This window comes from Arthrobacter sp. 05T47 (assembly GCF_056395825.1).
This window is the reverse complement of sequence record NZ_JBFTKG010000001.1, coordinates 61,016-72,641: the sequence shown is the minus strand read 5'-3', so window position 1 is coordinate 72,641 and position 11,626 is coordinate 61,016. Positions and strand designations below refer to the sequence as shown.

Annotated in this window: 9 protein-coding genes; 4 read left to right on the top strand and 5 right to left on the bottom strand. The window is 67.2% G+C overall.

Features of this window, described 5'->3' with window-relative positions; all coding sequences use genetic code 11:
- Nucleotides 1-420: 420 nt before the first annotated feature.
- Complete coding sequence (locus tag AC1DEY_RS00330; RefSeq protein ID WP_476866248.1) at nucleotides 421-858, top strand: VOC family protein; 438 nt, start codon at nucleotides 421-423, stop codon at nucleotides 856-858.
- 155 nt (nucleotides 859-1,013) lie between these two features.
- Here AC1DEY_RS00330 and AC1DEY_RS00325 read toward each other — a convergent pair whose 3' ends face one another.
- Entirely contained in the window at nucleotides 1,014-1,601 is a 588-nt protein-coding gene (locus AC1DEY_RS00325; RefSeq protein ID WP_476866247.1) for a GNAT family N-acetyltransferase, read from the bottom strand.
- Nucleotides 1,585-2,286 carry an IMPACT family protein gene (locus AC1DEY_RS00320; protein ID WP_476866246.1) on the bottom strand — a complete coding sequence of 234 codons (702 nt, stop codon included), beginning with the start codon at nucleotides 2,284-2,286 and terminating at the stop codon, nucleotides 1,585-1,587. Before AC1DEY_RS00320 ends, AC1DEY_RS00325 begins: the two co-directional genes overlap by 17 nt.
- Before the next feature lie 22 nt (nucleotides 2,287-2,308).
- Here AC1DEY_RS00320 and coaE point away from each other — a divergent pair, with 22 nt between their 5' ends.
- The 3 genes from coaE to AC1DEY_RS00305 all read left to right on the top strand — a co-directional run bounded on the left by coaE (nucleotide 2,309) and on the right by AC1DEY_RS00305 (nucleotide 6,946).
- Nucleotides 2,309-3,637: a dephospho-CoA kinase gene (gene coaE / locus AC1DEY_RS00315; RefSeq protein ID WP_476866245.1), complete on the top strand. Its 1,329-nt coding sequence runs from the start codon at nucleotides 2,309-2,311 to the stop codon at nucleotides 3,635-3,637.
- Nucleotides 3,638-3,673: 36 nt separating this feature from the next.
- Entirely contained in the window at nucleotides 3,674-5,755 is a 2,082-nt protein-coding gene (uvrB, locus tag AC1DEY_RS00310) for an excinuclease ABC subunit UvrB (protein ID WP_476866244.1), read from the top strand.
- Nucleotides 5,756-5,917: 162 nt separating this feature from the next.
- Entirely contained in the window at nucleotides 5,918-6,946 is a 1,029-nt protein-coding gene (locus AC1DEY_RS00305) for a TerC family protein (RefSeq protein ID WP_476866243.1), read from the top strand.
- Between the two features lie 110 nt (nucleotides 6,947-7,056).
- Here AC1DEY_RS00305 and AC1DEY_RS00300 read toward each other — a convergent pair whose 3' ends face one another.
- The 3 genes from AC1DEY_RS00300 to AC1DEY_RS00290 all read right to left on the bottom strand — a co-directional run bounded on the left by AC1DEY_RS00300 (nucleotide 7,057) and on the right by AC1DEY_RS00290 (nucleotide 11,587).
- Nucleotides 7,057-8,403: an alpha/beta fold hydrolase gene (locus AC1DEY_RS00300; RefSeq protein ID WP_476866563.1), complete on the bottom strand. Its 1,347-nt coding sequence runs from the start codon at nucleotides 8,401-8,403 to the stop codon at nucleotides 7,057-7,059.
- A 19-nt stretch (nucleotides 8,404-8,422) separates the two neighbouring features.
- Nucleotides 8,423-8,935, bottom strand: a complete 513-nt coding sequence (locus AC1DEY_RS00295; protein WP_476866242.1) for an N-acetyltransferase family protein — start codon at nucleotides 8,933-8,935, stop codon at nucleotides 8,423-8,425.
- Between the two features lie 105 nt (nucleotides 8,936-9,040).
- The gene (locus tag AC1DEY_RS00290; protein ID WP_476866241.1) at nucleotides 9,041-11,587 is read right to left on the bottom strand and encodes a DEAD/DEAH box helicase; all 2,547 of its coding nucleotides are present in this window, start codon (nucleotides 11,585-11,587) and stop codon (nucleotides 9,041-9,043) included.
- Between the last annotated feature and the right edge of the window lie 39 nt (nucleotides 11,588-11,626).

The window sequence follows — 11,626 nt, the reverse complement described above, 5'->3', positions numbered from 1 at the left end:
AAACTGCTCCCCGGGAGTCGGAACTGAATTTCTCAGTCCAACTTCCGGGGAGCAGTTCACCTTCACCGCTGGACATGCCCATTTTTCCAACCCGCCCCCGGGGGACATGCCCACTTTTGGGGCTTGCACGCGGGCACATGGGTATCGTGCCCAGTCCTCGCTGTGAGCGCGGGACATGTCCAGTGGTGGGAACCCGGGCCATGCCCTTACCTCCGGACATGTCCATTGTTCGGCGCGCCCTGCCGGACATGTCCAGTCCGCGGCCTGCAAACCCCATCCTCGGGCAGCAGGAGCCGTCTCACTGCTCACTGCTGGCTTTAGCCCACGGCACGTCACGTTAGGGATTCCTTGACGACGGCCCGGCCCTGAGTGCAGACTCGGCAGGTTGAGATATTCGCGGCCGACGATGAGGGGACTTCCATGGCTGACACTTCAGGGGCTGTTGAATCGCAGGACATACTTAGGGCCGAGGGTTCATGGCCGCGCGGCATCGGTGCCATCACACTATTTGTCGAGGACCTGGCCACCACCAAGGGCTTCTATGCGGCAGTCTTCGGCCTGCCGCTCATTTTCGAGGACGAGGTCTCTGCCGTCTTCAAGTTCGAGAACACCTTGATCAACCTGCTCAACGTTTCCGAAGCTCCCGAACTCATCCAGCCGGCCTCAGTGGCCAGCGCGGCTTCCGGTGCGCGAATGCAGTTCACCATCGAAGTGGACGACGTCGATGCGATGTGCGCCGAGTTGTCCCGCCGCGGAGTTGAACTGCTCAATGGCCCAATGGACCGGCCGTGGGGTATCCGCACCGCGTGCTTCCGCGACCCCGCTGGGCACATCTGGGAAATAGCCCAGTCCCAATAGGCGCCAGACGGAACACTAGGTCTGCCGAACGGAGGACATGTCCATTCCCCAGTTCGCCGGTCGGGCATGAGGTGCTTGGGCCGATTTGTCGCGGTCCGGGGAGGGCATGTCCACTGTTGCGGAGGCGAGGCGAGCCCCGGACGGACGTATTGCCGTCAGGGCAGCGGGATCTTGCCCTTGACCGGCTCCGACGCCGCCTCCGTCTGCGAGGCTGCACTGGGCACAAGTTCGGCTCCCGCGGACTTCAGCAACGCGAGGGCGCCCACATTGCCGGCCGTGGTGTCGGCCACCAGGACAGCCGCCCCGGCTGACGCGGCCCGAGCTATCACAAGCCGCAGCGCCTCACGGCCAACGCCGCGACCGCGGAAGTTTCGGGCGAGCCAGATTCCGGTCTCCAGCGCCCCACCACCAACCCCTGCCCCTTCACCGACCCCGCCGCCAGCACCACCTTGCCCCGGCCCCGTCTCCGTCCGTTTCAAGCGCACTGAGCCTGCAAGCTGCCCGTCGCAGCTGATGGCCCAGCTTTTCTGCGCCGCGGGACCGTCAAGCCCGGCCGCAGAGGCGCGGTGGAATTCGCGGAACCAGGTGATCCGTTCGGCATTCCAGCCGGCGGTGGTGCCCAGCGGCGGGGTGACCTCGTCGGCGTCGGCGTCCCGGAGGGCTAGTTCCAGGAGCTCCGCAAGAACGGTTTCGCCGACGTCGAGCAGCGCGACCGCGGGCACGGTCCTAGCCAAAGGGGACATCGATCCACTCCGATTCTCCGGGCAACAGCGAGGCGCTGCCGGCTGACATGGCGGCCACGCGGGCCGCAGCCCGGGCCAGCTCATCCGGGTCGTCCGGCAGCGCAAGCCTCAGGACAGTAGTCTGCGCCTCGTAACCGGTTTCGGCCATGACATACCCGGCGGCGCGAAGATCGTTCTCGAGACGCCCGGCCACGGCGTGCCCCACCCGCACGGAACAGATACGCAAGCGCCGCCGCCGCACCAGCGGCGCGAGCGCCAGAGTGCTGGACACAGATTCGGAATAGGCACGCACCAGGCCGCCGGCGCCCAGGAGAATGCCGCCGAAATAGCGCACCACGACCGCGGTGACGTCGCTGAGGTCGGCCACGCCGGGAAGGGTTTCCCGTTTCAGCAGCGCCTCAAGCATGGGGATGCCCGCGGTGCCGGAGGGTTCGCCGTCGTCGTTGGACCGCTGTACGTCCCGGTCGGGGCCGAGGACGAAGGCCGAGCAGTGGTGGCGTGCGTCATGGAATTCCCGGCGCAGGCGGCCCAGGACGGCCCGGGCGGCATCCTCGTCGGCCGTTCGGGCCAGGACGGTGATGAAGCGGGACCGCTTGACCTCGATTTCGTGGCGGAACTCGGGCCCCACGGCAAGGGTGGTGTAGATGGCCGTCCTGCTCTCGGGGTCATCCGCCGCATCTGCCACCGGTTCAGTTTAGTCTGGTGAGGTGTTGAAGATCGGGTTGACCGGCGGAATCGCCTCGGGGAAGTCAATGGTTGCCGCGCGCCTGCGCAAGCTCGGCGCGGTGCTTGTCGACGCCGACGCGCTGGCGCGGGAGGTTGTGGAGCCCGGTACGCCCGGGCTGGGGCGCGTGGCCGAGGCCTTCGGTGCCGCGATCCTAACGCCGGACGGCCGGCTGGACCGGCCCCGGCTGGGTGCCCTTGTGTTCGGTGACCCGGAGCGCCTGGCCGTGCTCAACGGGATCATCCATCCCCTGGTGCGGGAGCGCGCCGCGGCGGTTGTCGCCGCCGCCCCGGCCGGCGCCGTCGTGGTCCAGGACATCCCTCTGCTGGTCGAGACCGGGCAGGGGAAGAACTTCCACCTGGTGCTGGTGGTGGATGCCCCGGATGACGTCCGGGTCCAGCGCATGGCCGAACACCGCAACATGACCGTCGGGGAAGCCCAGGCCCGGATGGCCGCCCAGGCGAGCCGGGAGGACCGTCTGGCCGCCGCGGACGTCGTGCTGGACAATTCGGGCACCCCGGAAGAACTCCGGCGCGCGGTCGACGCGCTGTGGGAGGACCGGCTCATGCCCTTCGCGCTGAACCTCAAGGAACAAAGAATCGCACCCCGGACGGGCGGGCCGGTCCTCGCACCCGCCGATCCGGCCTGGTCGGCCCAGGCCGGCCGCCTGATTGCCCGGCTGCAAAGCGCCGTTCCGCAGGACGTCCTGGCCGTAGACCACATCGGGTCCACCGCCGTCCCGGGGCTCGACGCCAAAGACGTGGTCGACCTCCAGCTCAGTGTCCGGAACCTCGACGACGCGGACCGGATCGCGCCGCTGCTGGCCCAGGCAGGATTCCCGCGCTGGCCCGGCATCATTTCGGACAACCCCAAGCCCTCCCATCCGGACCCGGCCGCCTGGGGCAAGCGGCTGCACGGCAACGCCGATCCCGGCCGGGCAGCGAATCTTCATGTCCGCGCGGCCGGCTCGCCCGGCTGGCGGTACGCCCTGTGCTTCCGGGACTGGCTCCGCGCCGATGCGGGGGCCCGGGCGGACTACGTCGCCGAGAAGCGGCGGGTAGCCGGGCTGCACGAGGCGGACAAGTCCACTGCCGCCTACGCGGCGGACAAGGAAGGCTGGTTCACCGAATACGCTGCGCCGCGGATGGAAGCGTGGGTCCTGCGCACGGGCTGGCAGCCGCCGCCGTACGGCGTCCAGGGCACGGACGACGGCGGCACGGACGACGGCGGCACCAGCACTGGCGCGGCCACCACTGCACCCGCGGCGGAGCCTGCGCCAGGGCCTGCCCTGGTACCGCCCAAAGCTGAATGAGGATTTCCTGTCGGTGACCGGCGGTAGATTAGATACATGAGCATTGCCCAGGAAATCAACCGTGTCGTGGCACCCTTCGAGGTCATCAGCGAGTTCCAGCCCGCAGGCGACCAGCCGGCCGCCATCGCCGAACTGACGGAACGCGTCAGGAACGGCGAGAAGGACGTGGTGCTGCTTGGCGCCACCGGCACCGGCAAGAGCGCCACCACGGCGTGGCTGATCGAGCAGGTTCAGCGCCCCACCCTGGTGCTGGTGCAGAACAAGACCCTGGCAGCGCAGCTGGCCAATGAATTCCGCGAATTGCTGCCCAACAACGCGGTGGAGTATTTCGTCTCCTATTACGACTACTACCAGCCCGAGGCTTACGTCGCCCAGACGGACACCTTCATCGAGAAGGACTCCTCCGTCAACGAGGAAGTGGAACGGCTCCGGCACTCCGCCACCAATGCGCTCCTGACCCGCCGCGACGTCATTGTGGTGGCCACCGTGTCCTGCATCTACGGCCTCGGCACGCCGGAAGAATACATTGCCGGCATGGTGACCCTCCGCAAAGGAGCGGAGATGAACCGCGACGACCTGCTCCGGAAGTTCGTCGCCATGCAGTACACCCGCAACGACATGGACTTCCACCGCGGCACGTTCCGGGTCCGCGGCGACACCGTGGAAATCATCCCGATGTACGAGGAACTGGCGATCCGGATCGAGTTCTTCGGCGATGAGATCGAGAACATCCATACCCTGCACCCCCTGACCGGCGAGGTCATCCGGGATGAAACCGAGATGTACGTCTTCCCGGCCTCGCACTACGTGGCCGGGCCCGAGCGGATGAGCCGGGCGATCAAGAGGATCGAGGACGAACTCGCCGAAAGGCTCCAGGTCCTCGAAAGCCAGAACAAGCTGGTCGAGGCCCAGCGGCTGCGGATGCGCACCACCTACGACCTTGAAATGATGCAGCAGATGGGCTTCTGCAACGGCATCGAGAACTATTCGCTGCACATCGACGGACGCGACCGCGGAACGGCACCGCACTGCCTCATCGACTACTTCCCGGACGACTTCCTCCTGGTGATCGACGAATCGCACGTCACCGTCCCGCAGATCGGCGCCATGTATGAGGGCGACATGTCCCGCAAGCGGTCGCTGGTGGACCACGGCTTCAGGCTGCCTTCCGCGATGGACAACCGCCCGCTGAAATGGGATGAGTTCCTCCAGCGCGTGGGCCAGACGGTCTACCTGTCCGCGACCCCGGGCAAGTACGAGCTCGGCAAGTCCGACGGCTTCGTCCAGCAGATCATCCGTCCCACCGGCCTGATCGACCCCGAGGTGGTCGTCAAGCCCACGAAGGGCCAGATCGATGACCTGCTGGGCGAAATCCGGATCCGCACCGCGAAGAACGAGCGTGTCCTGGTCACCACCCTGACCAAGCGGATGGCCGAGGACCTCACCGACTACCTGCTGGGCCACGGCGTGAAGGTGGAATACCTGCACTCCGACGTCGACACGCTGCGCCGCGTGGAACTCCTGCGCGAACTGCGGATGGGCGTCTTCGACGTCCTCGTCGGCATCAACCTGCTCCGTGAAGGCCTCGACCTCCCGGAAGTGTCGCTGGTCAGCATCCTGGACGCGGACAAGGAAGGCTTCCTGCGCTCCTCGACCTCCCTGATCCAGACCATCGGGCGTGCTGCCCGAAACGTGTCCGGCCAGGTGCACATGTACGCGGACCGGATCACCGACTCGATGGCCCACGCCATCGACGAGACGAACCGGCGCCGCGCCATCCAGGTTGCCTACAACACGGAGAAGGGGATCGACCCCCAGCCGCTGCGGAAGAAGATCGCGGACATCACCGACCAGCTGGCCAAGGAAGACGCGGACACCCGCGAGCTGCTGGCCGCGGCCGGCAAGAACCGTGGCAAGGGCAAGGGCGCCTCCCTCATCCGCGCGGACGGGCTCGCGGCCGCACCGGCGGAGGACCTCGTTGGGCTGATCGAACAGCTGACCGAACAGATGCACGCCGCAGCCGGTGAGCTGCAGTTCGAGCTCGCGGCCCGGCTCCGCGACGAGGTGGGGGACTTGAAGAAGGAACTGCGCCAAATGCAGTCCGCGGGACACGCCTAGGGTAAACTCAGACGGACGTAGGGGAGTATCCCAAGCGCTACGATCGTCAACACGCGCGGCATAGATGCCGTGCCGGGCGTAGCGGGCAGCCAGGCAGCGATTCGCGCTGGCGGTCGGAGAGACTTACACCGCTGAGCTGTACCCTACGAAAGGTAATTCCCCGTGCCCGACCTTCCCCTGTGGTTCGAGATCGGCTCGTTTGTCGTCCTGGGCGTCATTCTGGCCATCGACCTGCTGATGGTCCTCAAGCGACCGCACGAGCCCTCGATGAAAGAAGCCGGGTTGTGGGTCGCGTTCTACGTGGCCCTGGCCCTGGTGTTCGCCGGTGCCATGTTCGCCTTCACGGGCCCGGAATTCGGCGGCCAGTTCATCGCCGGCTGGGTGACCGAATACAGCCTGAGCATCGACAACCTCTTCGTCTTCATCATCATCATGGCGCGCTTCTCGGTACCTCGTAAGTACCAACAGGAAGTGCTCATGGTGGGCATCATCATCGCCCTGATCCTGCGCGGCATCTTCATCATGCTCGGCGCGATCGTCATCGAGCAGTTCAGCTGGGTCTTCTACATCTTCGGCGCCTTCCTGCTCTGGACCGCCTGGAAGCAGGCCCAGGACGAGGGCGAGGACGAGGAAGACAAGGAAAACCCGCTGATCGCCCGGATCCGCAGGGTCCTGCCGATGTCCGAGAAGTTCGACGGCGGCAAGCTCCGCACCGTGGTGGACGGCAAGAAGGTCTTCACCCCCATGCTGATCGTCTTCGTCACCATCGGCATGACGGACCTGCTGTTCGCCGTCGACTCCATCCCGGCCATCTTCGGCCTCACCCAGAGCGCCTTCATCGTCTTCACGGCGAACATCTTCGCCCTCATGGGGCTGCGCCAGCTGTACTTCCTGCTCGGCGGCCTCATGAACCGGCTCATCTACCTCAAGCACGCCCTGTCCGTCATCCTGGCGTTCATCGGCGTGAAGCTGGTCCTGCACGCCATGCACGTCAACGAACTGCCCTTCATCAACGGCGGCCAGCACATCGAGTGGGCCCCGGAGATCCCGACCTACGTCTCGCTCGCGGTAATCATCGGCACCATCATCATCGCCGTCATCGCCAGCCTGATCAGCTCCAAGGCGTCCAAATCCAAGCTGGACGCCCGGCTGGAAGAAGACGCCCGCAAGAGCCTGAGCGACGTCGACTAGCACCAGGGCCGCCGGGTAGCCGGCCGGCATAAAAACGAACGGCGCTGAACCTCCACAGGTTCAGCGCCGTTCTGCTGTGCCCGGCCGCCAGCAGCCGGGCCAAGACCAGGTCAGCGGCGGGCGGACCGCGCCATCACCAGCAGGCGCGCGAAGATCGCCTCGCCGTCGTCCGAGATGCCGTCATGGTGGTACTCGTCCGTTTCCCACACGTTCAAGCCCCGCACGGCGGCCGCCGTCTCCAGGGAAAGTTCACGGTCCACGTAGATATCGTCGCTGTAGACGGCCGCAGCGACGGGCACGGTGTTCAGGGACAGCCGGTCCGGATCATAAAGCGGTGCCCAGTCGTCCTTTTCGGCGAGGAGCCGTGCCACCTCCTGCAACGGGCGCAGGGCCGGGTCCTGCTCGAAGTACCAGGGGTAGACCATTTCTCCGGTCAGCAGCGGTTCGCCGGCGTCGGGGGAGAACTCGGGGAACTCGGCAAGCACACGCCAGGCGGCCCAGTTGGTGGCCCCGGCTTGGCCGTAGATGGACTCGTGCATCAGCGCGTACAGGGGGTTGGCGGCCCGGGAAACGAGGCCCCGGACCTGGTCCAGGAAGGCGTCCGAGAGCCGGTCGCCGTCGGGTGTGGCCACGAAGGCGTCCTCGAGCAGGTGGTGCAGCGCGTCCACGCGGGTATTGCCGCCCAGGAACGAGCCCACCATCTGGAACCGTTCCACGGTGAGCCGGCCGCCGTCGGGCAGGAACTCCTCCGTCTCCCGCAGATGCCTGGCGATCCGGGTGACGGCGGCACGGTCCTCCGGGTACCAGCCAAAGTATTCGGCGTTCCGGGCCGCGACCCGCTGGAACGTTGCCCGGTAGACGCGGTCCGCGGAGCCGCCCAGCGGAGCAAGGCCGCCCGTCACGAGCACCTCGCGCAGCCCTTCCGGGGCGAAGGAGAGGTAGCTGAGCGCGCAGAAGCCGCCGTAGCTCTGTCCGTAGATGGTCCACGGGGCGGAGCCCAGTGCGGCCCTGATGGCCTCGGCGTCGGCGACGATCGAGTCGGCACGGAAGTGCGTCAGGTACTGGGCCTGGTCCGCGTGGGTGCCGCGCAGGGGCAGCGTGTTGCGGTCCACCGCCGAGGACAGGCCGGTGCCGCGCTGGTCCAGCATGAGGATCCGGAAGTCCTTGGCGGCTGCCTTGCTCCAGCCGCCCAGGGACGGGAACCGGTTTCCGCGCCCGCCGGGTCCGCCCTGCAGGTAGAGCAGCCAGGGGAGCTCGGCCGCCGCCTCCTCGCTGTGCTCTGTTGAGACGTACTCGCGGGCAAACACGGAGATGGTCTCCCCGCGCCGTCCCGCCTCACTGAAGTGGTCCAGGGGGACCTCGAAGTAGTGCTCCGCGGTCCGCATGCCGCGGTAGGTGTGGCGTGCCCGAACGCTGTGCCGGACGCTGGAGCCGGCCTCCAGCAGGGCGGCTCCCATGAGCCCCGTCACCGGAAGATCAACCACGGGCCGCCTCCCCGCGGGAGCCGGCCAGGGATCCGCCGAAAGCCTCCAGGGCCGCCCCGGTCAGGCGGAAGGTGGACCATTCCTCCATTGGCGCTGCGCCAAGCTTCTTGTAGAAGTTGATGGAGGGCTCATTCCAGTCCAGGACGCTCCACTCAACGCGGGCGTAGCCGCGGTCGACGGCGGTCGCCGCCAGATGCTGCAGCAGTGCCTTGCCGTGGCCCTCGCCGCGTGCCTCCGGCCGGACGTAGAGATCCTCGAGGTAAATTCCGTGGACGCCCTCCCACGTGGAGTAGTTCAGGAACCAGAGGGCAAAGCCCCGCACGTCACCGGCCGCGTTCTCCGCCATCGTGGCGAAGACCCTCGGGTTCTCGCCGAAGAGCGCCTCGGAGAGCATCTCTGGGGTGTTCCGGACCGCGTCCGGTTCCTTCTCGTAGAGGGCGAGATCGTGGATCATCTGCAGGATGGCAGGGACGTCTTGGGGCGTGGCGGGCCGGATTACACTCATCATCCGAGTTTACCCGCGGTGTGATCGGTCACGGGGCCGCGCCCGGGCGGCGGGTCTCCGGTACCGGCACCGCCCCGGCGGCGGGCCGCCGCCCGGGCAGGGGCCCTAGAGCCGGTTGACGTCGGTGACGCGGACGACGGCGGTCCCGGATTCATCCGAGGCCGCCAGATCCACCTCGGCGGAGATGCCCCAGTCGTGGTTGCGGGCCGGGTCGTCGAAGATCTGCCGGACCTTCCACACGCCGGGCTCCTCGGTGATGATCAGCAGTCCCGGGCCGCGGGCGTCCGGTCCGGTGCCGATGTCGTTGTGCTCGTCGAAGTAGTCGTCCAGGACATCTTCCCAGCGCTCAGCGTCCCATCCGGAACCGGCGTCGAGTTCGCCCAGGGCGGTGGCGGCTTCATCGGCGAACAGTTCCACGCGGCGGAACATTTCGTTGCGCACCATCACCCGGAAGGCCCGGACGTTGGAGGTCAGCGACGGCGGCGGGGGCGGGGGAGCGTCGTGCGGGGTGGGCGCCGCACCGGATGTCAGCTCCTCCCATTCGTCGAGGAGGCTGGAGTCCACCTGGCGGACCAGCTCGCCGAGCCAGGCGATCAGGTCCTCAAGGTCCTCCCGGAGGGCGTCCTGCGGGACGGTCTGGCGGAGCGCCTTGAAACCGTCGGCGAGGTAGCGCAGCACGATCCCCTCCGAGCGGGCCAGTCCGTAGAACTGGACGAATTCGCCGAAGTTCATGGCACGCTCGTACATGTCCCGGACCACGGATTTGGGCGCGAGCTCGAAGTCGCCGATCCACGGCGCGGCCTTGCGGTAGACATCGAAGGCCTCGCCGAGGATCTCCGCGAGCGGCTGCGGGTAGGTGACCTCCTCGAGCATCGCCATCCGCTGGTCGTACTCGATGCCGTCGGCCTTCATCGCCGCGATGGCTTCGCCGCGCGCCTTCTTCTGCTGTGCCGACAGGATCTGGCGCGGCTTCTCCAGGGTCGCCTCGATCACGGACACGACGTCCAGTGCGTACGACGGGGACTCCGGATCCAGCAGCTCCAGCGCGGCGAGGGCGAACGGGGACAGGGGCTGGTTGAGGGCGAAGTTCGGCTGCAGGTGGACCGTGAGCCGGACCGTGCGGCCATCGGCGCCCTGCTCTTCCGGCGGGATCCGCTCCACGACGCCGGCCGCGAGCAGCTCGCGGTAGATCCCCAGGGCCTTCTTCATGAGCTGGAGCTGGGCCGGACGGGTCTCGTGGTTTTCGGTGAGCAGCCGGCGCGCGGCCTGGAACGGGTCGCCCGGGCGTTCCATGAGGTTCATCAGCATCGCGTGCGTCACGGAGAAACTCGACGTCAGGGGATCCGGCACAGACTCGACCAGCCGCTTGTAGGTGGGCTCGCCCCAGGACACGAAGCCTTCCGGCGGCTTCTTCTTGACCACCTGGCGCAGCTTCTTCTGGTCATCGCCGAACTTGGCCGTGGCCTTGGCCATCGCCTTCACGTTCTCGGTGACGTGCTCCGGGGCCTGGACCACCACGGTTCCGGCGGTGTCATAGCCGGCACGTCCGGCACGTCCGGCGATCTGGTGGAACTCGCGGGAGTTCAGCAGGCGGGTGCGGACGCCGTCGTACTTGCTCAGGGCCGTGAGCAACACCGTGCGGATGGGCACGTTGATGCCCACGCCGAGCGTGTCCGTGCCGCAGATGACCTTCAGCAGGCCGGCCTGGGCGAGCTGTTCGACGAGCCGGCGGTATTTAGGCAGCATACCGGCGTGGTGCACCCCGATGCCGTGCCGGACCAGCCGGTTGAGGGTCTTGCCGAAGCCTGCGGCGAAACGGAACCCGGCGATCAGCTCGGCAATCTTGTCCTTTTCCTCGCGGGTGCAGACGTTGATGCTCATCAGGTTCTGCGCCCGGTCGATCGCCTCCACCTGGCTGAAGTGGACCACGTAGACCGGGACCTGCTTCGTGGCGAGCAGCTCTTCAAGGGTCTCGTGGACCGGGGTCTGCTCGTAGTAGTAGTGCAGCGGAATGGGACGCTCCACGGAACTGACGGTCGTGGTCGGACGGCCGGTCAGTTCGCTGATGCCCTCCTCAAAACGGCTCACGTCGCCGAGCGTGGCGGACATCAGCAGGAACTGGGCCTGCGGCAGTTCGAGCAGCGGCACCTGCCACGCCCAGCCGCGTTGCGGGTCGGAGTAGAAGTGGAACTCGTCCATGATGACGGCGCCCAGCTCTGCGGCAGCGCCTTCGCGCAGGGCGGTGTTGGCCAGGATTTCGGCGGTGCAGCAGATAATCGGTGCGTCCTGGTTGACGCCGGAGTCGCCGGTGATCATGCCGACGTTCTCGGCTCCGAAGATCTCGCAGAGGGCGAAGAACTTTTCCGAGACCAGGGCCTTGATCGGGGCCGTGTAGTAGCTGCGCTCTCCGCGCGCCATGGCCTGGAAGTGGGCGGCGATGGCCACTAGGGATTTCCCGGACCCGGTGGGTGTGGCGAGGATGACGTTGGAGCCGGCGGCCAGCTCCATGATGGCCTCATCCTGGGCGGTGTAGAGGGCAAGGCCGCGGGTCTCGGTCCACTCGACAAACCGGGTGTAGAGCTCGTCCGGGTCCAGGGCCGTCCTGCCGGGGACTCGGGCGGCCGGGGCGGGGAGCTGATCAACGAGTTTCATTGCAGTCCAGCTTAGTGCCCGCGCCGTGGCCGCGGCACC